Annotated in this window: 21 protein-coding genes and 1 pseudogene; 8 read left to right on the top strand and 14 right to left on the bottom strand. The window is 69.1% G+C overall.

The window, feature by feature from the left end:
• The first annotated feature begins 96 nt into the window (after positions 1 to 96).
• Complete coding sequence (locus FVO59_RS15855; protein WP_182253496.1) at positions 97 to 1,281, top strand: muramidase family protein; 1,185 nt, start codon at positions 97 to 99, stop codon at positions 1,279 to 1,281.
• A gap of 82 nt (positions 1,282 to 1,363) precedes the next feature.
• Positions 1,364 to 3,313, top strand: coding sequence for a Stk1 family PASTA domain-containing Ser/Thr kinase (gene pknB, locus FVO59_RS15860; RefSeq protein ID WP_182253497.1), 1,950 nt, complete (start codon positions 1,364 to 1,366; stop codon positions 3,311 to 3,313).
• A gap of 105 nt (positions 3,314 to 3,418) precedes the next feature.
• Here the strand turns inward: pknB and FVO59_RS15865 are convergent, their stop codons facing one another.
• Positions 3,419 to 4,756, bottom strand: a complete 1,338-nt coding sequence (locus FVO59_RS15865; protein WP_182253498.1) for a class II 3-deoxy-7-phosphoheptulonate synthase — start codon at positions 4,754 to 4,756, stop codon at positions 3,419 to 3,421.
• A 73-nt stretch (positions 4,757 to 4,829) separates the two neighbouring features.
• The gene (locus FVO59_RS15870) at positions 4,830 to 5,528 is read right to left on the bottom strand and encodes a lysophospholipid acyltransferase family protein (protein ID WP_182253499.1); all 699 of its coding nucleotides are present in this window, start codon (positions 5,526 to 5,528) and stop codon (positions 4,830 to 4,832) included.
• Positions 5,529 to 5,644: 116 nt separating this feature from the next.
• Here FVO59_RS15870 and FVO59_RS15875 point away from each other — a divergent pair, with 116 nt between their 5' ends.
• Positions 5,645 to 7,471 (top strand): AMP-dependent synthetase/ligase, encoded by a 1,827-nt coding sequence (locus FVO59_RS15875; protein ID WP_182253500.1) that lies wholly within the window; start codon positions 5,645 to 5,647, stop codon positions 7,469 to 7,471.
• Between the two features lie 64 nt (positions 7,472 to 7,535).
• Here FVO59_RS15875 and FVO59_RS15880 read toward each other — a convergent pair whose 3' ends face one another.
• Both FVO59_RS15880 and FVO59_RS16605 read right to left on the bottom strand, forming a co-directional pair.
• Positions 7,536 to 8,027 (bottom strand): peptide deformylase, encoded by a 492-nt coding sequence (locus FVO59_RS15880; RefSeq protein ID WP_182253501.1) that lies wholly within the window; start codon positions 8,025 to 8,027, stop codon positions 7,536 to 7,538.
• Complete coding sequence (locus FVO59_RS16605) at positions 8,027 to 10,315, bottom strand: MinD/ParA family ATP-binding protein (protein WP_259363306.1); 2,289 nt, start codon at positions 10,313 to 10,315, stop codon at positions 8,027 to 8,029. Before FVO59_RS16605 ends, FVO59_RS15880 begins: the two co-directional genes overlap by 1 nt.
• Positions 10,316 to 10,459: 144 nt before the next feature.
• On the opposite strand from FVO59_RS16605, the pseudogene FVO59_RS15890 reads away from it, so the two are divergent.
• Positions 10,460 to 11,271 (top strand): annotated as a pseudogene (locus tag FVO59_RS15890) (ParA family protein).
• A 74-nt stretch (positions 11,272 to 11,345) separates the two neighbouring features.
• Here FVO59_RS15890 and FVO59_RS15895 read toward each other — a convergent pair.
• The 3 genes from FVO59_RS15895 to FVO59_RS15905 form a co-directional block, all read right to left on the bottom strand.
• The gene (locus FVO59_RS15895) at positions 11,346 to 11,891 is read right to left on the bottom strand and encodes a MerR family transcriptional regulator (RefSeq protein ID WP_182253502.1); all 546 of its coding nucleotides are present in this window, start codon (positions 11,889 to 11,891) and stop codon (positions 11,346 to 11,348) included.
• 101 nt (positions 11,892 to 11,992) lie between these two features.
• On the bottom strand, positions 11,993 to 12,682 hold the full coding sequence (gene ftsR / locus FVO59_RS15900; RefSeq protein WP_182253503.1) for a transcriptional regulator FtsR: 690 nt from the start codon (positions 12,680 to 12,682) through the stop codon (positions 11,993 to 11,995).
• Complete coding sequence (locus FVO59_RS15905) at positions 12,682 to 13,164, bottom strand: FHA domain-containing protein (RefSeq protein ID WP_182253504.1); 483 nt, start codon at positions 13,162 to 13,164, stop codon at positions 12,682 to 12,684. Before FVO59_RS15905 ends, ftsR begins: the two co-directional genes overlap by 1 nt.
• Before the next feature lie 131 nt (positions 13,165 to 13,295).
• On the opposite strand from FVO59_RS15905, the gene lpdA reads away from it, so the two are divergent.
• The 4 genes from lpdA to FVO59_RS15925 all read left to right on the top strand — a co-directional run bounded on the left by lpdA (position 13,296) and on the right by FVO59_RS15925 (position 16,895).
• On the top strand, positions 13,296 to 14,693 hold the full coding sequence (lpdA, locus tag FVO59_RS15910) for a dihydrolipoyl dehydrogenase (RefSeq protein WP_182253505.1): 1,398 nt from the start codon (positions 13,296 to 13,298) through the stop codon (positions 14,691 to 14,693).
• A 224-nt stretch (positions 14,694 to 14,917) separates the two neighbouring features.
• A complete protein-coding gene (locus tag FVO59_RS15915) occupies positions 14,918 to 15,877 on the top strand; it encodes a CPBP family intramembrane glutamic endopeptidase (protein WP_182253506.1) in 960 nt (319 codons plus the stop codon).
• A complete protein-coding gene (locus tag FVO59_RS15920) occupies positions 15,870 to 16,502 on the top strand; it encodes a TetR family transcriptional regulator (protein WP_182253507.1) in 633 nt (210 codons plus the stop codon). The genes FVO59_RS15915 and FVO59_RS15920 overlap by 8 nt, the downstream gene beginning before the upstream one ends.
• Before the next feature lie 21 nt (positions 16,503 to 16,523).
• Positions 16,524 to 16,895: an SdpI family protein gene (locus FVO59_RS15925; protein WP_182253508.1), complete on the top strand. Its 372-nt coding sequence runs from the start codon at positions 16,524 to 16,526 to the stop codon at positions 16,893 to 16,895.
• An 80-nt stretch (positions 16,896 to 16,975) separates the two neighbouring features.
• Here the strand turns inward: FVO59_RS15925 and FVO59_RS15930 are convergent, their stop codons facing one another.
• The 7 genes from FVO59_RS15930 to FVO59_RS15960 form a co-directional block, all read right to left on the bottom strand.
• Positions 16,976 to 18,034 (bottom strand): endonuclease/exonuclease/phosphatase family protein, encoded by a 1,059-nt coding sequence (locus FVO59_RS15930; protein ID WP_182253509.1) that lies wholly within the window; start codon positions 18,032 to 18,034, stop codon positions 16,976 to 16,978.
• 69 nt (positions 18,035 to 18,103) lie between these two features.
• Complete coding sequence (locus tag FVO59_RS15935; protein WP_182253510.1) at positions 18,104 to 18,841, bottom strand: methyltransferase domain-containing protein; 738 nt, start codon at positions 18,839 to 18,841, stop codon at positions 18,104 to 18,106.
• The gene (locus FVO59_RS15940; RefSeq protein ID WP_182253511.1) at positions 18,831 to 19,994 is read right to left on the bottom strand and encodes a type III polyketide synthase; all 1,164 of its coding nucleotides are present in this window, start codon (positions 19,992 to 19,994) and stop codon (positions 18,831 to 18,833) included. The genes FVO59_RS15935 and FVO59_RS15940 overlap by 11 nt, the downstream gene beginning before the upstream one ends.
• 71 nt (positions 19,995 to 20,065) lie before the next feature.
• A complete protein-coding gene (locus FVO59_RS15945) occupies positions 20,066 to 20,683 on the bottom strand; it encodes a CYTH domain-containing protein (protein ID WP_182253512.1) in 618 nt (205 codons plus the stop codon).
• A gap of 11 nt (positions 20,684 to 20,694) precedes the next feature.
• Positions 20,695 to 20,910 carry a response regulator gene (locus tag FVO59_RS15950; RefSeq protein WP_182253513.1) on the bottom strand — a complete coding sequence of 72 codons (216 nt, stop codon included), beginning with the start codon at positions 20,908 to 20,910 and terminating at the stop codon, positions 20,695 to 20,697.
• A 43-nt stretch (positions 20,911 to 20,953) separates the two neighbouring features.
• The gene (locus tag FVO59_RS15955; RefSeq protein ID WP_182253514.1) at positions 20,954 to 21,424 is read right to left on the bottom strand and encodes a prepilin peptidase; all 471 of its coding nucleotides are present in this window, start codon (positions 21,422 to 21,424) and stop codon (positions 20,954 to 20,956) included.
• A gap of 53 nt (positions 21,425 to 21,477) precedes the next feature.
• Entirely contained in the window at positions 21,478 to 21,768 is a 291-nt protein-coding gene (locus tag FVO59_RS15960) for a DUF1905 domain-containing protein (protein WP_182253515.1), read from the bottom strand.
• Positions 21,769 to 21,805 lie beyond the last annotated feature (37 nt).

The raw sequence follows: 21,805 nt of genomic DNA on the forward strand, positions 1-21,805 counted from the left end.
GGAACGGCGATCACTCCAGTCACTTCAGTCACACCAGTTGACAACGGTTTACATGCGTGTCAGCGTTTCTTCTGGACTCACCGGGAGAGAGACGATATGAGCATCAGCACACCGCGCACCGTCCCGGTGCGACTCGCCGCACCGGCGGCCGTCATCGGAACGCTCGCCGCAGCGCTCTCCGTCGCCCCTGCCGAGGCCGGCGAGATCCGCTCCCAGGGGACGGCCGACACGGCGCCGCACATGCGGGCGCTCACCGCCGTGCACGACGCCGGCCGCGGCGTCGTCCACGCGTCAGCGGCTCGTCCCTCCGCCTACACGATCAAGCCGGGCGACACCGTCTCGTCGATCGCCAGGAAGCACGGGGTCTCCACAGCCGATCTGCTCGCATGGAACGGTCTGGGCTGGCGAACCGTCATCTACCCCGGTCAGACGCTGCGCCTCTCCCCCGCGGCCGCGCAGGCTGCTCCCGCCGCTGTGCCGGCTGCCTCGACGGCCCCCGGTGCCGCGGCCACCCACACCGTCGTCCGCGGCGACACCGTCTACGCCATCGCGAAGAAGTACCGCACCACGGTGTCGGCCATCATGTCGCTCAACTCCCTCGGCGGATCGGCCATCATCCGGCCCGGGCAGACGCTGCGCGTCGCGGGCGCCCCGGCGGCCGCCCCGGCACTGCAGCCCGTCGCCGCCACCACGCCGGCGGCCGCGCCGACCGCGCACACCGTCGCGGCGGGCGACACGCTCTTCGGCATCGCGAAGAAGTACGGCACGACCGTCGCCGCTCTGCTGCAGGCCAACGGCCTCGGCGCCGGAAGCATCATCTACCCCGGCCAGAGCCTGCGCCTGGCACCGCCGGCCCCGGCTCAGCGCTCGGCGTCCCTGGATGCCACTCAGCAGGCGCATGCCGTGCGGATCATCCGCATCGGGCGGGAGCTCGGCGTGCCCGATCGCGGGATCGCGATCGCCCTCGCCACCGCGATGGTCGAATCGTCGATGCGCAATCTCAACCACGGCGACCGCGACTCGCTCGGCCTGTTCCAGCAGCGGCCGAGCCAGGGATGGGGCACGCCGGAGCAGATCACCGACGCCGATCGCAGCATCCGGGTGTTCTACGGCGGCGCGGGCGACCCCAACGGCGCGGCGACGCGAGGACTCCTCGACATCCCCGGATGGCAGGGCATGCGGTTCACCGACGCCGCGCAGACGGTGCAGGTGTCGGCGTTCCCCGACCGCTACGGTCAGTGGGAGCATCAGGCGAACCGCTGGCTCGCCACGCTGCGATGACGCGCCCATCGTCACCGGATCGAAACGCGTCAGCGGTGCGCCGTTGCCTGTTCACCCAGGCTGTTCTTCATAGACTCGACCTGTGAACACTCCGCAGGCCGACCCTCTCATCGGGCGGCTTGTCGACGGTCGGTACCGCGTGCGAGCCCGCATCGCCCGCGGCGGCATGGCGACCGTCTACGTGGCGACCGACATGCGCCTCGAGCGGCGCATCGCCCTCAAGGTGATGCACGCGCACCTCAGCGACGACTCCGCCTTCCAGAGCCGGTTCATCCAGGAGGCCAGGGCTGCCGCCCGTCTCGCCGACCCGCATGTGGTCAACGTGTTCGACCAGGGTCAGGACGGAGAGCTCGCCTACCTGGTCATGGAGTACCTCCCCGGCATCACCCTGCGTGAGCTCATGCGCGAGCAGAAGCGCCTCACCGTCACGCAGACCATCACGATCATGGACGCGATCCTGTCCGGTCTCGCCGCCGCGCACGGCGCGGGCATCGTGCACCGGGATGTCAAGCCCGAGAACGTGCTGCTGGCAGAGGACGGCAGGATCAAGATCGGCGACTTCGGCCTCGCCCGAGCGACCACCGCGAACACCGCGACCGGAGCGCAGCTGCTCGGCACGATCGCCTACCTCGCCCCCGAGCTCGTCACCCGCGGCACGGCCGATGCGCGCAGCGACATCTACGCGCTCGGCATCATGCTGTACGAGATGCTCGTCGGAGAGCAGCCGTACAAGGGCGAGCAGCCCATGCAGATCGCCTTCCAGCACGCCACCGAGCAGGTGCCGCGCCCGAGCGTCCGCAACCCCGGGGTGCCCGAGCAGCTCGACGAGCTCGTGCTGTGGGCCACGGAGAAGTCCCCCGACGACCGCCCGCTCGATGCCAAGGAGATGCTCACGCGCCTGCGCGAGATCGAGCGCGAGATCGGCGTCGCCCCCGTGCCCACGGCGACCGAGGCCGCCTCCCGCGACTACGACTCCGGCTCGGTCACGAAGATCCTTCCCGGCACGGCCGTGCTGCCCACCCCGGCCGAGGAGGTCGATGAGGCGGCCGACAACGCCACGCGTCTGCGACGGCGGACGGCGAGGCGCCGGTCGACCGGCGCGGCCCTGCTGACCCTCGTGCTGCTTCTGGCCGTGCTCGCCGGCGCAGCCGGCTGGTGGTTCGGCTCCGGCCCAGGGTCGCTCATCGCCGTGCCGGCGGTCGCGGGGCTGGACTACGAGCGGGCCGCGGCGACCGTGACCGCCGAGGGGCTGGTGCCCGAGCGCGCCGAGCAGTCCTCGATCGACGTCGAAGCGGGCCTCGTCATCGAATCAGCCCCAGGCGAGGGCGAGCGCGTCGAGAAGGACAGCACGGTGCAGCTCATCGTCTCCACCGGCCCCGCCAGGCACGAGCTGCCCGCATTGCACGGCAGGAGCGCAGACGAGGTGCGCGCCGTGCTCGCGGAGAACAGGGTGAACGTCTCCGACGACGTGGAGGAGTACTTCGACGACCTCGACGCGGGGCTCGTGCTCAATGTGCGCATCACCCCGCGGGATCAGCGCGAGCCGTATGCCTGCGGCGACGGGTGCGAGGTCTTCGAAGACGACACCGCGCTCATCCAGCTCTCGCTCGGTGCGGTGCCCGACGTCACGGGCAAGTCCGTCGACGAGGCCGTCCGCGCCCTCGAGGAGGCGCGGCTGCAGGTCTCCGATGAGCGCCCTGAGGACTGGAGCGACTCGGTCGCCAAGGGCTCGGTGATCGCGCAGTCCGCCGAGCGACCGGGCGGCGGCGCATGGCGCCCCGGCGACACCGTGACGCTGACCGTGTCGAAGGGTCCGCAGCCGCTCCCCATCCCCGACGTGAAGGGGAAGACCGTCAGGCAGGCGGTCGACTCACTGAAGGACGCGGGGTTCAAGGTCAACCCCACGATCGAGGACATGGAGCTTCCGCTCGGCGGCAAGTACTGGGACGTCTACAAGGTCTGCAGCTACGACCCGTCGGGCAGCGCTGCACGCGGCACGACCGTGACCCTCACTCCGGGCTTCTTCTGCTGAGACACGACCACGTCGAGCAGAATCTCTGCGGCGCGGACTGCGCCGAATGACGAGAGCGGCCACCCGGGTTCCGGACGGCCGCTCTCGTGTCTGACGGCTGAGGGTCTAGCGCTTCTCCAGCTCCTCCGCGACGAGGAAGGCGAGCTCAAGGCTCTGCATGTGGTTCAGGCGCGGGTCGCACAGACTCTCGTAGCGGGTTGCGAGGCCGGCCTCGTCGATCTGCTCGGAGCCGCCGAGGCACTCGGTCACGTCGTCGCCGGTCAGCTCGACGTGGATGCCGCCGGGGAACGTTCCCACTGCGCGGTGGGCCTCGAAGAAGCCGCGTACCTCGTCGATGACGTCGTCGAAGCGACGGGTCTTGTAGCCGCTCGGGGTGGTGATGCCGTTGCCGTGCATCGGGTCGGTGACCCACAGCGGCACGGCGCCGGAGTCCTTCACCGCTTCGAGCAGCGGTGGAAGAGCATCCCGGATCTTGCCCGCACCCATCCGTGTGATGAAGGTCAGCCGGCCTGGCTCACGGTTCGGGTCGAGCTTGTCGATCAGCGCGAGCGCCGTCTCGGGCGTCGTGGTGGGGCCGAGCTTGACGCCGATCGGGTTGCGGATGCGCGAGAAGTAGTCGACGTGCGCGCCGTCGAGCTCACGGGTGCGCTCCCCGATCCACAGGAAGTGCGCCGAGGTGTTGTACGGGGTGCTCGTGCGCGAGTCGATGCGGGTCATCGGGCTCTCGTAGTCCATCAGCAGGCCCTCGTGGCCTGTGAAGAATTCGACGCGCTTGAGCTCCTCGAAGTCGGCGCCCGCGGCCTCCATGAACTTGATCGCCCGGTCGATCTCGGCCGCCATCCGCTCGTAGCGCTGGTTGGCGGGGTTCTGCGCGAAGCCCTTGTTCCACGAGTGCACCTCGCGCAGGTCGGCGAAACCTCCCTGCGTGAACGCGCGGATGAGGTTCAGGGTCGATGCGGCCATGTGGTAGCCCTGCAGCAGGCGACCAGGATCGGCCTGCCGCGACTTCTCGGTGAAGTCGTAGCCGTTCACGATGTCACCGCGGTACGCGGGCAGCGTCACATCGCCCCTGGTCTCGGTGTCGCTCGAGCGGGGCTTGGCGAACTGACCGGCCATGCGGCCCATCTTCACGACCGGCATCGATGCGCCATAGGTGAGCACGACGGCCATCTGCAGCACGGTCTTGATCCGGTTGCGGATCTGGTCGGCGGTCGCACCGGCGAACGTCTCGGCGCAGTCGCCGCCCTGCAGCAGGAATGCGTTGCCGGATGCGGCGCGCGCGAGCCGCGCGCGGAGATTGTCGACCTCACCCGCGAAGACCAGCGGCGGCAGAGCGGCGAGCTGGGTCGACACCTCGGCGGTGCGCTCTGCGTCGGGCCACTGCGGCTGCTGCTTGATGGGAAGGGATCGCCACGCGTCGAGTTCGGGGTGCGAGGGAAGCATGTGCTCCAGCTTAGTGTCCGCCGACGGCGTCGATCGGCCCTGTGACGGCGGCCGAGGGGTGCGGGCGACCGCGTCAGGAGCGGCCGGGTGCGCCCGCAGGCAGGCGGTCCTTCACGGTCGACGCGTACACGTCGTCGTACCGCTGCGCGCCGAGGCGCTGCAGGGCGATCATGATCTCGTCGGTGACCGCGCGGAGGATGTACCGGTCGTTCTCCATGCCCTCGTAGCGAGAGAAGTCGAGCGGCTCTCCGATCAGGATCCCCACGCGCATGACGTTCGGGATGCGCTGACCGATCGGCATGGCCGCGTCCGTGTCGACCATGATCACCGGGATCACCGGCACCTTCGCCTCGAGTGCCATGCGCGCGATGCCGGTGCGGCCGCGATAGAGCCTGCCGTCCGGGCTGCGGGTGCCCTCGGGGTAGATGCCCAGCAGGTCGCCGCGTCCGAGGATCTGCAGCCCCGTGTTGAGCGACGCCTCCGACGCCTTCCCGCCCGAGCGGTCGATGGGGATCTGGCCCGTGCCCTTCATGAAGAACTTCGTGGCCCAGCCCTTGAGCCCCCGGCCGGTGAAGTAGTCGCTCTTGGCGAGGAACGACATCGGCCGGTCGATCAGCAGGGGCAGGAAGATCGAGTCGGCGAAGGAGAGGTGATTGCTCGCCAGGATGGCCGCGCCACTGGTCGGGACGTTGTCGCGCCCCACGATCCAGGGTCGGAAGATCGCCTTGACCAGCGGACCGATCGCGACGTACTTCATCAGCCAGTAGAACATCGTGTGGAAGTCTAGCGCCGCACGGGGCCAGGCGACCGAGTTTCATATGATCTGCGACTGGGTCTCATGCCATAGACTCTGAGCATCCACGTCCGATCGGTGCCGAAGGAGCTGCCGTGGCCCAGTTCGAAGTCCCCGCAATCGTCCCTGCAGACCCGGAGGGGAACGTCAGCGATCTGCTGGCCCAGCGGGTGAAGAAGACCCCCGATCTCGCCCTGTTCAGCGTGCCGGAGGGCAGCGGCTGGCGCGATATCTCCGCCAAGGACTTCGAGACCGCGGTCATCGCCCTCGCGAAGGGCTTCGTCGCCGCCGGGATCCAGCCGGGCGAGAAGGTGGGCTTCATCGCAAGGACCACCTACGACTGGACGCTCGTCGACTTCGCGCTGTTCTACGCCGGAGCCGTCATGGTCCCGATCTACGAGACCAGCTCCCCCGCCCAGATCCAGTGGATCATGGAGGACTCGGGAGCGACGGCCCTGATCGTCGAGTCGGCCGAGCACTTCACGCGCGCCGACGAGGTTCGCGGCGACCTGCCGCTCGTGCGCGAGATCTGGCAGCTGCACCTGGGTGCCATCGACACGCTCACGGCGCGCGGCGCGGAGATCGAAGACGCCGAGATCGAGCGCCGCCGGGGCATCGCCGTCGGCTCCGACATCGCGACCCTCATCTACACCTCCGGTTCCACCGGGCGCCCGAAGGGCTGCGTGCTCACGCACAGCAACTTCGTCGAGCTCTCGCGCAACTCGGCGAAGGCGCTCGACGAGGTCGTCTCGGCACCAGGCGCATCGACGCTGCTGTTCATCACGACCGCGCACGTGTTCGCCCGCTTCATCTCGATCCTCGCCATCCACTCGGGTGTGCGCACCGGCCACCAGCCGGACACGAAGCAGCTGCTGCCTGCGCTCGGATCGTTCAAGCCGACGTTCCTGCTCGCGGTGCCCCGCGTGTTCGAGAAGGTGTACAACTCCGCCGAGCAGAAGGCCGAGGCCGGCGGCAAGGGCAAGATCTTCCGTGCCGCGGCCGCCGTCGCCATCGAGCACTCCACCCTGCTCGAAGAGGGCAAGTCGATCCCCTTCGGCCTTCGGATGAAGTTCGCGCTGTTCAACAAGCTCGTCTACAGCAAGCTGCGCGAGGCCATGGGCGGCAACGTGTCGTACGCGGTGTCGGGCTCGGCGCCGCTCGGTGCGCGTCTCGGGCACTTCTTCCACAGCCTCGGCGTGGTGATCCTGGAGGGCTACGGTCTCACCGAGACCACGGCGCCTGCGACGGTCAACCTCGCCGACAAGTCCAAGATCGGCACCGTCGGCCCCGCGCTCCCCGGCGTCGGCGTCCGCCTCGCGGACGACGGCGAGATCGAGGTCAAGGGCATCAACGTCTTCAAGGAGTACTGGAACAACCCCGAGGCCACCGCTGCCGCGTTCAACGACGGCTGGTTCCGCACCGGCGATCTGGGAAGCTTCGACTCCGAGGGGTTCCTGACGATCACAGGTCGCAAGAAGGAGATCATCGTCACGGCGGGCGGCAAGAACGTCGCCCCTGCCATGCTCGAGGACCCGATCCGCTCGAACCCGATCGTCGGCCAGGTCGTCGTGCTCGGCGATCAGAAGCCCTTCATCTCGGCCCTGGTCACGCTCGACAGCGAGATGCTGCCGACCTGGCTGGCCAACAACGGCCTGCCCTCCGACATGTCGCTGAGCGAAGCCAGCCGCAATCAGGCGGTGCGCGACGAGGTGCAGCGCGCCGTCGACCGCGCGAACAAGACGGTCTCGCGCGCCGAGTCGATCCGCAAGTTCACGATCCTTCCCGTGGAGTGGACCGAGGCCAGCGGACACCTCACGCCGAAGATGTCGATCAAGCGCAACGTGATCCTCGACGACTTCGCCGACGCTGTGGCTGAGATCTACGACGCGCCGGTGCACACCACCACCACACCGCTCGGCTGAGGCAGACCGGTCCATGACTGAGGCCCCGCGCGATCCGCGCGGGGCCTCAGGCATAGGTCGCTGTCTAGAACCAGTCGCTCTCGCGAACCTGGCGCATGGCGAGCTTGCGGGTCTCGCCCTCGAGGCGGCTCAGGTAGACCCGGCCGTCGAGGTGGTCGGCCTCGTGCTGCAGCGCCTGGGCGAGAAGGCCCTCGCCTTCGAGCACGACGGGATCGCCGTCGAGGTCGATGCCCTCGACGCGCGCCCAGGGATGCCGCGGGGTGTCGTGCCAGAGGCCGGGCACCGACAGGCATCCCTCCCCCGTCGGCACCGGCTCGCCGCGCACCTCGGTGAGGACGGGGTTGATCACGTAGCCGATCTCGCCGTCGATGTTGTAGCTGAACGCACGCAGCGCGAAGCCGATCTGGTTGGCTGCGACGCCGGCGCGGCCCGGCAGCTCGACCGTGTCGATCAGGTCGGCGATGAGGGCGCGCACGCCCTCATCGATCTCGTCGATGGGAGCGCAGACGGTGCGCAGCACGGGGTCGCCGTAGAGGCGGATCTCGCGGACGGTCATCAGGAGGCCTTCGCCCGCAGGCCCTCGATGAGGGCCGCGGCGACCTCGCGCGCAGCCTGGCGGGTCGCCGGCTGCAGGCTGGCGAAGTCGATCGCGCCGCCCCCTGCGATCTGCGCGTCGTACGGGATGCGCAGCACGTGCTTGGCTCGCGTCGAGAAGTGCGCCTCGAGCTCGCTCAGGCGCACCAGCGGCGCGCCGGGGGTGGACTGGTTGAGCACGACGATCGCGTCGCGGGCGAGCGCGGCGTGGCCGTTGGTCTCCAGCCAGGTGATGGTCTCGGATGCCAGTCGCGCCTCGTCGACGCTCAGGCCGGACACGATCACGATCTGATCTGCGAGGTCGAGAGTGGCGCCCATGACGGAGTGCACGATGCCGGTTCCGGAGTCGGTGAGAACCAGCGAGTAGTACTGGGCGGCGACCGTTGCGACCTCGCGGTAGTCGCCGTCGCCGAATGCCTCGGAGACGCGCGGATCGGCGTCGGAGGCGAGCACGTCGAGGCGCGTCTCGTCGCGGGCGACCAGGGCCGAGACGTCGTGGAAGCCACGGATGTCGTGCTGCGCGCGCACGAGGTCGCGCACCGACTTCGTGTGAGTGCCGACGACTCTCTCCGCGAGCGTCCCGCGGTCGGGGTTGGCGTCGACGGCGATGACCCGGTCGTCGCGAGCGTCTGCCAGCGCCATGCCGAGAAGGGCGGTCACGGTGGTCTTGCCGACGCCGCCCTTGCGCGAGAGCACAGGCACGAAGCGCGCGGTGCCCGTGAGCGGGGCGGCGATGCGGGCGCTGAGCTGCTTGCGCTCGCGCGCGCGACGGCTGTCGCCGACGTTGATGCGGCCGCCGGAGATCGAGTACAGCAGGTGGCTCCAGGTGCCCTCGGGCTCGGGCTTGGCCACCCGGGAGGGGTCGAGCAGCCGATCGGCGGTCAGCAGGTCGGCGCTCTCGCTGGATGCCGCGGAACCGAGGTCGTCGAGGCGCTTCGAGGTCAGCTGCATCTCGGCGGGCCGGGCGGCCGGGCGTGCGGCTGGGGCGGAGTCGTGGGATGCCACGGCGGGGTTCTCCTCTGCGGGTTCGGCAGGTCGCGCGGGCGCCATGCCGGTCGGGACGGGGTCCGTCTCGGGATGCTCAGGATGCGCGGGGGCGAGGACGACCGACGCATCGGCGGTCTGAACAGCCGTCGGCTGCTCACCTGCCGGTTCGTCGGCGACCTCGGGCCTCGCCTCGACCAGACCATCGTCGTCGTCCTCGTCATCGACGTCGTGGACGTGCTCCTCCTCGTCGAGCTCGTCCTCCTCGTCGAGCTCATCGTCGAGCTCATCGTCGATGTCGGTGTCGATGGCCTCGTCGTCAGTGCCTGCGTCGTCGGCGGCTGCGTCGTCAGGGATGTCGTCGTCCGCACGATCATCAGCGAGTACGTCCTCGGAGGCCGCGTCACCTGCGGGCTGGTCGTCGATCGCGTCCTCAACGAGGGTCTCCTCTGCAAGGACCTCTTCTGCCGCGGCCGCCTCCACGACAGCCGATGTGCCGGAGCCGGTCTCGTCGTCGCCCGGCTCGGCGTCGACGAAGACACCCGCGTCCTCCACAGGGTCCGCGCCCTCGGCCGAGTCTTCTTCCTCGACGAGGTGCTCGTCCTCGTCTTCGACGTTCTCTTCGTCATCGACCTCGGCGTGCGCGTTCCCACTCAGGTCGCCGTGTGCGGCCCGATCCGGGTATGCATCGTCGACGTCCTCGGTGGGAGCATCGACGTCGTGCTCAGCCTGGGGCTCCGTGGTCACAGCCGACACGGGCTGCTGTACGGGATGGTGCGGCGCCCGGTCGCCGGCATCCGCCGTGATCGCGGCCGCGTCCTCCGTCTCCGCTTCCTCCGGTTCCGCATCGTCCGCGTAGCCCTCGTCGTCGACGATCTCGGCGACCAGCTCGGCCTCCTCGGCGACCGAAGCATCGTCGAGATCCTCCGCGCCGCGCGCGGCGCGCGGCGCCGACGGCAGGTCCTCCGCCGGCAGCTCGATGATGACGTCCGGCGCCTCCTGCTGGATGCGCGCGAGCACCTCGGCGTCGGCGACGGCCGAGGTGTCGATGATGAGATCCGTGATGACCGATGCGGACTCGCCGTCGATGATCTCGCCTTCGACGACCTCGTCGTCGAGATCGTCATCGCCACCGGTCGGCAGGACGACCTCGACGTGTGCGGTGCCGCCGATCAGGCCGATCCCGGTCGTGTCAGACGACGGGGTGTCATCGAGCACACCCAGCGAATCGTCGCCGTCGGGATCGACGTTGTTCTTCGGGTTCACGGTTCAACTCCCAGCTCGCGCGCACGTAGGCGCCCGGACAAGATTAGTGGTCCTGGCTGATCACGACCAAAAGACCGGTATTCCCGCGAACGCACCGCCCGCTGCTGAGTGCTCCTCAAAGGAGCGCACGGTAACGTGTAGGTCGTGCACGTACTCAGCGTCAGCTCCCTCAAGGGAGGCGTCGGAAAGACGACCGTGACCCTCGGTCTCGCCTCCGCCGCCTTCGCCCGTGGCATCCGGACCCTCGTCGTCGACCTCGACCCGCAGTCCGATGTGTCCACCGGCATGGACCTCCAGATCGCCGGACGGCTGAACATCGCCGATGTCCTGGGCAACCCCAAGGAGAAGGTGGTGCGCCAGGCGATCACCACCAGCGGCTGGGCGAAGGTGCACCCCGGCACGATCGACGTGCTCATCGGCAGCCCCTCCGCCATCAACTTCGACGGCCCGCACCCGAGCGTGCGCGACGTCTGGAAGCTCGAGGAGGCCCTGGCGACCGTCGAGAGCGAGTACGACCTCGTGCTGATCGACTGCGCCCCGTCGCTCAACGCCCTCACGCGCACCGCGTGGGCGGCCAGCGACCGCGTCATGGTCGTCACCGAACCGGGCCTGTTCTCGGTCGCCGCCGCCGATCGCGCTCTGCGCGCCATCGAGGAGATCCGCCGAGGCCTCTCCCCCGTCTCCAGCCACTGGGGATCGTGGTCAATCGCGTCCGGCCGCAGTCGATCGAGCACCAGTTCCGCATCAAGGAGCTGCGCGACATGTTCGGCCCACTCGTTCTCTCGCCCCAGCTGCCGGAGCGCACCTCGCTGCAGCAGGCGCAGGGAGCCGCGAAGCCGCTGCACATCTGGCCCGGCGACTCCGCACAGGAGCTGGCCGCCGACTTCGACCTGCTGCTCGACCGCATCATCCGCACCGGACGCGTGCCGGTGCCAGAGGGCGGCGCGACGGCCTGACGGCCGCGATCGCAGACGAAGAAAGCCGCCCCTCGGGGCGGCTTCTCTTCTCTCCGGCGCTCTGCCGGCGATGCTCAGGCGGTGCGCTTCGTGCGGCGCGCCGCGAGCTCATCGACGGGATCGGGGGCTGTCGGGTCGAACTCGACGAGCGTCGACTCCACCTCTCGCAGCACCTTGCCGACCGCGATGCCGAAGACACCCTGACCGCGGCTGACCAGATCGATGACCTCGTCGTTCGAGGTGCACAGGTAGACGGAGGCTCCGTCGCTCATCAGCGTGGTGCCGGCGAGGTCACGGATGCCGGCGGCACGGAGCTGCTCGACCGCCGTGCGGATCTGCTGAAGCGAGATGCCGGTGTCGAGCAGTCGCTTGACCAGCTTGAGGACGAGGATGTCGCGGAACCCGTACAGGCGCTGTGATCCCGAGCCGGAGGCGCCGCGCACGGTCGGGACGACCAGTTCGGTGCGAGCCCAGTAGTCCAGCTGCCGGTAGGTGATGCCGGCGGCGCGAGCGGCGACCGCACCGCGGTAGCCGACCTCGTCATCCATCGCCGGAAGACCGTCGGTGAACAGGAGTTCGGTCACGAACCGCGGGTCGCCTGCAAGCCCATCCGCACTCATACTCTGTCCCTCCTGAACGGCTTATTCCCCCACGCTAGAGCAGGACCCCCGCACCGGCAACGACATCCGCACCCCGGGGTAGGTGTGTCGCAATCCGTTCGTTACGAAAGCACGCGCTCGAGCGACTGCGAGACGAGCTGCCGCCGCACCTCGTCGATGTGCGTGGCGAGTTCCGGCGCCAGTTCGGCTGCCCTGCCGCGCGACGCGGCGTCGGTCCGGCGCAGCAGCGTCGACAGCGCGGACTCGATCAGCGCGGCCTCTCGCTCGGCGTTCTGGCGCATGCTGCGCAGGTGCCTCGGCTCGATGCCGTGCCGAGCGAGCGTCACGAGACCCGAGAGCAGCGTGACGACCTGATCGGTGTAGTGCTCGGCTCCGATGATCAGCCCCGCGCTGATCGCGTCGTTCAGCAGCTGCGGCGTCGCTCCGGTGTGCATCAGGAGCTCGTCGCGGCGGTGACGGCGTGCCGGAGGCGAGATCGACGGAGGCGCGATGCTGCCCCAGCCCTCGCCCTTCGCCTCGGCCTCGTCGAGCTGCTCTCGGATGACGCTGAGCGGAAGATAGTGGTCGCGCTGCAGGGTGAGCGCCGCACGCAGCCGCTCGACATCGGAGCCGGAGAACTTGCGGTAGCCGGACTCGGTGCGAGACGGGGTGACGATGCCCTGCACCTCGAGGAAGCGGAGCTTGCTGGAGGTGAGCTGCGGGAACTCGGGGGTGAGCCGAGCCAGGACCTGACCGATGCTGAGAAGACCCGCGGATGCGGAACGGTCCCTGGCGGCGCCGGCCGCCGCCATCAGGCGTTCGCCGCCGCGAGATCGATCGGCGAGGCGAAGAAGTTCATGCGGAACTTGCCGATGCGCAGCTCGTAGCCGTTGGCCAGCTCGCTGCGGTCGACCCGCTCCCCGTTGACGTAGGTGCCGTTCAGCGAGCGCTGGTCGACGATCTCGAACGCCGTCCCCGAGCGGGTGATCTCGGCGTGACGGCGCGACACGGTCACGTCGTCGAAGAAGATGTCCGCCTCCGGATGGCGACCGACCGTGGTGACGTCCGCGTCGAGCAGGTACCGTGCACCGGCCAGCGCCCCCGCCCGCACCAGGAGCAGAGCGGACCCGGAGGGCAGGGCGGCGATCGCGGCGGCCTCGGGCTCGGTGAGGTCGGCGCCGAACGGGACGAAGGAGAGGTCGGAGTCGTGTCCGAACGTCTGGGTCACGTCGTGGCGCTGTTCGCCGCTGCGGTGGATCGCGCCTCCGGCGCCGATCTTGCTGTCGTCTGTCACGGTTCTCCCTCCTCCGGCTCTCCAGACTATCTGATGCATCCGGCCGCGAGGAGGCCGATACAGTCCTGCCCGCCGGTTTCTGTCGGGTCACGCGCCCACCCGCGCCTGCGGCCAGGGATTAGGCTGTGGGCATGCCACATTACGATGTCGTCATCCTCGGCGCGGGCCCTGGCGGATACGTCGCCGCCGTCCGCAGCTCCCAGCTCGGTCTGTCCACCGCGATCATCGAGGAGAAGTACTGGGGCGGTGTGTGTCTGAACGTCGGATGCATCCCCTCCAAGTCGCTCCTCAAGAACGCCGAGATCGCCCACACCTTCACGCACAAGGCGGAGTTCTTCGGCATCTCCGGTGACGTGAGCTTCGACTTCGGCGCCGCGTTCGACCGCAGCCGCAAGGTGGCGGACACGCACGTCAAGGGCATCCACTTCCTGATGAAGAAGAACAAGGTGACCGAGTACGAGGGTCGCGGCACCTTCACCGACCCCAAGGCCATCTCGGTCGCCAAGAGCGACGGCTCGACCGAGGAGATCACCTTCGACAACGCGATTATCGCGACCGGCTCGACCGTGCGCCTGCTTCCCGGTGTGCAGCTCAGCGACAACGTCGTCACCTACGAGGAGCAGATCCTCTCCCGCGAGCTGCCCGAGTCGATCGTCATCGTCGGGGCCGGCGCCATCGGCATGGAGTTCGGGTACGTCCTGACCAACTACGGCGTCAAGGTCACCATCATCGAGTTCCTCGACCGCGCCCTCCCCAACGAGGACGTCGAGGTCTCGAAGGAGATCCAGAAGCAGTACAAGAAGCTCGGCATCGACATCCTCACCTCCACCGCGGTGAAGACCGTCACCGACAACGGCTCGTCGGTGCACGTCACCTACGAGACCCGCGACGGCCAGCCGGGCGAGATCACCGCAGGCAAGGTGCTCATGTCGGTCGGCTTCGCTCCGAACGTCGAGGGCTTCGGCCTCGACAAGACGGGCGTGAAGCTCACCGAGCGCGGTGCGATCGACATCGACGACCACATGCGCACCAACGTCGAGGGCATCTACGCGATCGGCGACGTCACCGCCAAGCTGCAGCTCGCCCACGTGGCAGAGGCGCAGGCCGTCGTGGCCGCCGAGACCATCGGCAAGGCCGAGACCCAGACGCTCGGCGACTACCGCATGATGCCGCGCGCCACGTTCTGCCAGCCGCAGGTCGCCAGCTTCGGCCTCACCGAGGAGCAGGCCAAGGCCGAGGGTCGCGAGATCAAGGTCGCCAAGTTCCCGTTCAGCGCGAACGGCAAGGCCAACGGCCTCGGCGAACCCGTCGGCTTCGTCAAGCTGATCGCCGACGCCGAGCACCTCGAGCTCATCGGCGGTCACCTGATCGGACCGGACGTCTCCGAGCTTCTGCCCGAGCTGACCCTCGCGCAGAAGTGGGACCTCACCGCCCTCGAGGCCGCCCGCAACGTGCACACCCACCCCACGCTGTCGGAGGCGCTGCAGGAGGCCTTCCACGGCCTCGCCGGTCACATGATCAACATGTGAGACCGAGCAACATCTCCAGACAACGCTCTGGATCTCCGTATTGATTCGCGGAGCGACCATGACCCCCGAGGCACCACCTCGGGGGTCATCTCGTTGTGCCCCTCGACACTCCTCGTCGGCACCCTGCCCGGCTGCCATCTGTATCGCTCGATATGAAACAGTATGTTCGGTATGTTTCTGCCATGACTTCTCGACACCGAAGCGGCACTGCACTGAACGAAGAGATGAACACGACGAACCGCTTCGGCACGTCGATGACGGTCTACATCGCGACCGCCTTCGCTCTTGCATGGCTGATCACCCTGCCCCTCTGGCTCGGCGATGGCCTGCGATCTCCTCTCGCCGGCCTGCTCGTCATGACGATGATGTTCGCGCCCACGGTCGCAGCGCTTGTCGTGGTGTTCTTCATCGAGAAGCCCCGGCACAAGGCGCGCGCCCTGGGACTCGTCCCGCTGAAGCCGGCCGGACGGCTGATCGGGTATCTGGCCATCGGGCTGTTCCTGCCCATCGCGCTGTGCATGGGCGCTCTCGTCGTCGGTGCGCTCCTGGGCCTGTACCCGGCGGACTTCACCGGCTTCTCGGGCTTCCAGCAGCTCACCGAGCGGCAGCTCGAGAGCGCCGGGATCACCGAGCTGCCGCTGCCGATCGGCGTTCTCGTCGCTGTGCAGTTCGTGAACCTGCTGCTTGCTGCACTGATCTTCAATCTCATCCCGGCGCTCGGTGAGGAGATCGGCTGGCGCGGCTGGCTGCTGCCCAAGCTCCTGCGCTTCGGCCCGTGGCCGGCGATCCTCATCTCCGGTGTGATCTGGGGGCTGTGGCACGCACCGGTGATCCTGCTCGGCCACAACTACCCCGGAACGCCTGGGTGGCTCGCGCTCATCGCCATGGTCGTGTTCTGCATCATCATGGGCGGGATCTTCGGGTGGCTCCGGCTCCGCGGCGGATCCGTGTGGCCGGCCGCGCTCGCCCACAGCTCGCTCAACGCCGCGGCGACCCTGGCCCTCCTGTTCTTCGCGAAGGACGGCACCTACGACCCGCTGCACGCCAACATCACCGGATGGAGCGGCTGGATCATCCCCGCAGTCCTCCTCGTCCTGATCGTCGCGCTCGGAAAGTTCGCTCCATTCGCACCGAAGCCGGCTCGACCCCAGTCCTCGCCGAGCGAGGAACGCGCGGATGGCTAAGCAGGAGCGGGCTATCGCGACCCGCGAGAACATCCTCCAGGCAGGGGCTCGGCTGTTCAGCCGCAAGCACTACGAGGCCGTGCGGATCGCCGAGCTGCTGGCGGAGGCGTCCGTGACTCAGGGCGGGTTCTACTTCCACTTCCCCACCGGGAAGAAGGGCGTCGCGGAAGAGCTCATCCTCCGGCAGGACGGGCGCCTCACTGCCGTCCGCGAGGCCGCTGTCGCGGATGCGGATCTCGATGGCCTGAGCGCCTTGATCCTCTTCCTCCGGAGGATCGTCACCGAGATCGAGCATGACATCGTCATGCAGGCAGGACTCCGGCTGGTCATCCAGGCCGCAGAGAACTTCCCCGAGGTCGCGCACATGCCCCACCCGAGCTGGAACGCGGCGATCGAGGGGGCACTGATGAAAGCACAGGCCGATGCGGTGCTCCGCGACGGCGTCGATGCCGTCTCGACGGCCCGAGCGCTCGTGCTGCTGTTCATCGGGGCGCAGACGAGCTCGTTCATCAACGACCAGTGGAGGAATGCCTCCGCCACCGCGGACGTGCTGGTGCAGTTCATTCTGACCAGCATCGCCGCTCCCGGCTTCGTCCCCGCAGACGACGGAGTGACCGAGGCCTGATGCCCTGGAAGGGGAAAGACCATGGATGAAGACCTGATCACGCGGATCGTCCTCTTCGTCGCCCTTGTGGGATCGGGTCTGCTCATGGTCTGGATGGCCCACGCGACCGCGACAGGGAAGCTGAAGCGCAACCGCGTCGCAGGGATCCGCATCCCGAGCACCTTGGAGAGCGAGGAAGCGTGGCTCGCCGCACACATCCGAGCGAAAAGGCCGACGCTGATCGCGGGATACATCGCGATCGGTGCAGGTCTCATCGCCCTGCTCCCGCTGCCCGCGCCGGCGCTCGCGATCGTCGCACTCGGGGCGTGCGTGCTGATGCTGGCTCTCGTGCTCTACGGAGCCCGTGTCGGAAGCAGAGCCGCACGCGAGGTGACGAAAGGCCCGTCCTCATGACGTTGCTCTGCTGACCAGCAGAGCCCAGACCGGAGGACTTCCCTGGCAGCGGCGTCGTCTGCCCGTTCACGCGCGCCGGATCAGGAGCCGAGCACCGCGACGATCGGCCGGTGGTCGCTGCCTGTTCCCGGCGTGTCGATGACCTGCACCCCCCGCACCGTCCAGTCCGCTCCGACGAGGACGTGATCGATCGGCGAGGCGAGCGCCTGCGGCGTCGTCGAGGGCCAGGTCCCGGAGGCGGCAGCGGATGCGACCGCCGCAGCGTCGCTGCATCCAGGGACGACGCCGAGATGGTCCACCGTCGCATTGAGATCGCCCGCCACGATCACATCGTCCCCCACGGTCCGGCACTGCTCTGCAACCCAGTTCAAGCCGTCACGCCAGCTGTTCATGCTCGCGGGGAGTGGCGGCATCGGATGCGCGACGACGATCGGCGGCGAGCCTTCCGCCTCGGGGAGCCAGACCCCGCTGGGCAGGCCGGGGGTCGAGCCGCGAGACGCATCGAGACGATAGCTCCCGAGATCGGTGGAGATCAGCACAGACGTCGGGATCCAGTCACCAGCCGTCGACGCCGTCATGCCGATCCCGTGCTCGGCGAGGATCGCGCGCACCTCATCCGCGGCGACGGCATCCGTCTCGGGGAGGGCGATCACATCAGGTCGGACGGTCAGCGCGAGTTCGGCGATCTCGCGAGCCGATGTCGCGCCGCCCTGAGCGTTCCACGACAGGACGATGAGGTCGCCGTCGACAGGCATGGCGGCGCCGCGCGGGGGTGCGAAGGCGCTACCCCACCCACGTGAGCCGAGAACGGCGCTCTGCGCGAGAGCGGCGATCAGCAGGACACCGGCGACGATGAGCGCGTTGATACGGCGCGCGCGAGGCCTCATCAGAAGGGCGGTTCCGGCGACAAGCACCCCCATGACGGCGAAGCCGATGACCAGAACCGGCCGGAACGCGATGACCTGGGCGATGCCGAAAGTCCGATGCAGGCCGAACGCCTGCGGCCAGGTGATGGTGACGAGCATGCCGGCGGTCACGATGCCGGCGGCGATCGCGACGATGCGTCGACGCGGCAGGCGCTGCCTCGGTGACGACATTCCGAGTCGGTCAGAGGCTCGCTGTTCGGTCGTCACGGGCATGCGTCCAGTCTCCCCTGGGGAGCTGACAGGTCTTCGGATTGCCGTCCGGGCTTCCTTCTGCATCCGGGATCACGCCGGCCCGCCCGCGCGCACCAGCAGCAGGCGCGACGGCGCGCGTCGCTCGACCCGCCACCCAGGCGGAGCCGCGGCGGCCAGCTCGGCGGCGGCGTACGAGCGGCGGATGCTGAGCATCCCGTCCTCTCGGATGAAAGACCCCTTGAGCAGCGTGCCGGCGAGAGGCCGGGTGAGGGCGTCGAACAGCGCATAGGCGGTGCGGCTGCGTGCGATGTCGCTGTGCACCGCGACTCCGCCAGGCGTCATGAGCCGTTCGGAGTCTGCGAGCAGGGCACCCAGCTGCGACGCGGTCAGGTGATGCAGAACGTGATTGGAGAGAACGACATCGAAGCGCTCCCCCTCGGTCACGAGGTCTGAGCTCGAGAGGCAGCGCCACCGCACGAGGCCTTCGCCATCGGCATCCGATGCCCAGCGCACCGCCCGCGGGTCGATGTCGGCGCCGACCACCTCTGCCGGATGCCCACCCCGGCGCAGCCGGCGGGCGACGTATCTGGCGATGTCGCCCCCTCCGCAGCCGATGTCGAGCACACGGATCGGATCGCGCCCGGTGCGGGATGCGATCGTGCGTCGCAGCGCGCCTGCCCGCCCCGATACGACGGCGTTGACGAACCGGAAGAGCGCGTAGGTGCGCGCGAGCATCTCGGGGTCGGCGTCGTCGGCATCCATCAGCTCGACGAGGCCGGTCTCGCGCCGGCTCAGATCCACCACGCGACCATGCGGATCAGCGGGCATCGGCGCGTCCTGCGACAGTGAGCAGCGCGCTCTCGGCTGTGAGGCCCGGGCCGAAGGCCATTGCCGCGACGCGCTCGCCCGGCAGAGCGCCCTCGTGCTCGAGGATGCGCTGCAGCACGAACAGCACCGTCGCGCTCGACATATTGCCGCAGGTGCGCAGCACCTCTCGAGCCGGCCGGAGCTGCGCATCGTCGAGACCGAGCCGCTCCTGCACCCGGTCGAGGATGCTGCGTCCGCCGGGATGGATCGCCCAGTGCCTCACGACCTCGCCGATCGGATGGTCGGCGAGACCTGGAGCCACCCCGGCGTCCTCGCTCCAGAGCGCGCGGAGAGCCTCGTCGATGTGCCCGCCGATCAGCTGCGGAACCCGCGTGGACAGCACCATCTCGAAGCCGGTGTCGCCGACCGTCCATGCCATGTCGCGCTCCCCTTCGGGGATGAGGCCGGTGTGGAACCCGTCGAGGGTGAGGGCGGGCACCTCCGTCGGCAGGGGGCGGGCGGTGACCAGAGCGGCGGCGGCTCCGTCGGCGAAGAGGGACGAGGCGATGATCGCGTCGGCGTCGTTCGATGAGCGCAGGTGCAGGGTGCACAGCTCCACGCTCGCCACGAGCACGACCGCCTCGGGGTCGGCGCGGCAGAACTGAGCGGCGGCGCGCAGAGCCGGCAGCGCCGCGTAGCAGCCCATGAAGCCGAGATGGTAGCGCTGCACCGCAGCCGAGAGCCCCAGTGCGCGCACGATCGCATAGTCGGGCCCGGGGGCGTGGAATCCGGTGCACGAGACCGTGACCACGTGGGTGATGTCGGATGCCGAGAGGTCGGGGTCGCCGTCGAGAGCGCCACGGGCGGCCTCGATGAAGAGCCGGTCGGCCTCGCGGGCGTAGATGTCGTTGCGGGCGGCGGTGCCGGGTTCGAGGAGCGTGCCTGACCGGCGATCGAGGAACCGGGGCGAGTCGACCTCGGCCGACGGATCGAGCTCGTCGAGCACCGTGTGCCTGGTCTCGACTCCCGCCCCGTCGAACGAGGTCGCGATCAGCCGCTGCGCGAGGCGTGTGACTCCGGGCTGGGCGGCGAAGATCTCACGCACCGCGTGCTGCTCGACGACCACCCCGGGTACGAGGGTGTGGATCGAGCGCAGCTGCACAGCACGGTTCATGATGCGACTCAAGCATCATGCGCGCGGCGAGCGAAAGGGGTTGCCACCGCGCAGGCCGTCTGTGTGAGGAGTCAGAACCCGAGAGCGCGGGCCAGCTTCGACCCGGATGACGGCTCGCGGCCACCCGCCGCGAGCACGGCCGCCTCGACAGCGGCGAAGAATGCGATCTGCTCAGCGGGGTCGGCGGGCGCTGCCGGCCCGAGCTCCATCTCCCATTCGCGCCATTCACGGCGGATGCCGGTGCGCAGATCGGTCGCGCGGACGTGATCGTCGACGAACTCGGCGATCACGCCTTCGGTCGCACGCAGGTGGAAGGCGGTGCGGGAGTTCTCGATGCGCGCGATGGGGTGCAGCTCGGCATCCGTCCACTGCGCGACCATCTCGGCGATGGCGTCAGGCAGCCGATCGGCCTCGCCCAGCGGCCATCCCAGCTCGAGCCTGCCGTCGCCCTGTCTGGGGCCCTTGACGTGCCAGCCGGCGTCGGGGCCGCCCGTGCGCCGGCGCAGCGCGATGCCGTGCCTGGCGAGAGCGGCATCGGCCGTGTCGAAGTAGCGCGCGTCGAGCTCTCTGGGCTCGCCGTCGCTCACCGCCACGACTCCGGGGATGCCCGACCAGTCGGGAAGGACGGTGTCGGCGTCGGCGTCGTACTTGCGCTCGATCTCGAACGTGCGCTGCGGTTCTGCGGTCACGTGCGGGGCGGTCAGTCGTCGCCGGGGCTGATGTCGTCCCCCGCCTCGACGAACCAGAAGGCCGTCTCGGTCGGGCCGTCGTGCGCACCGGTGTTGGTCGACTCGCCTTCGCGTCGATAGGTGAGCTGGGTCTCGCTGTAGGGCAGGATCAGGGAATCCTGATCCGCGTCGGCGAGCGGGATGATCTGCCCGTCGAGCGGGCCGCCGTGAAGTCGTGCGAGTGCCATGTGCTCACCCTATCCCTCTCCGCCGACAGCACGGCGGAAGCGCTCACGCGATCCCGATCGCCAGCGCCGCCCCGATGATCATCCACGGCCCGAAGGCGATCCGCGTGTGCCGCGTGGCCCGTCGCAGCGCCATCAGCGACAGGGCGTGCAGCGCCCCGAGCAGGAAGGCCGCTGCGGCCCCCAGCAGCAGCGTCTGCCAGCCGTGCCAGGCGAGCGCGAGGCCGATCACGGCCGCGAGCTTCACGTCTCCCCCGCCCATGCCCTGCCGGGATGAGAGCCGCAGCATGGCGTAGAAGGCGGCGAGCGCGAGTCCGCCGAGCAGCGCCCGCGTCGGTCGCTCCCCGTCGCCCGTCATAATCGCTTCGACGATGAGGAGCAGGATCAGTGCGCCCAGCGCAGGCAGCACGATGCGGTTCGGCAGCCGGTGCGAGCGCGCGTCGATCACGATGAGGCACAGGCCGACCGCGGCGAGCGCGAGGTGCACGATCAGCACGGCGGCGAAGTGGAGGGTCACGCTCGCAGGCTAGGCGATGAGCCGTGTGTCCCGGAGAGGGCTGTGGAGAACGCTCACACGTCGAGGATGTCGAGGTCGACGGTGACGATGTCGCCCTCGTCGATCCCCTGCTGCTGACGCACCTGCTTCTTCAACGGCAGCACGAAGGCGGAGCCGTCGAAGAAGATCGACGTCGTCCACACGGTGAGCCCGATCCGCGCCTGCACGCGCAGCGAGCCGAAGCCTCGGGGCGGGGCGGGCAGCTCGCGGATCTCGGCCGAGAGCTGCTCGGGCAGCGTGGCGAAGTACCAGGCATCCACTCTGGCCTGCCAGCGAGTGACCTCGCTCTCGAACTCGATCCGCATGGTCCCAGCGTAGTCGTGGGGCCGGTCGCGACCGATG

Source organism: Microbacterium esteraromaticum (assembly GCF_014084045.1).
In the GTDB taxonomy this organism is placed as follows: domain Bacteria; phylum Actinomycetota; class Actinomycetes; order Actinomycetales; family Microbacteriaceae; genus Microbacterium; species Microbacterium esteraromaticum_D.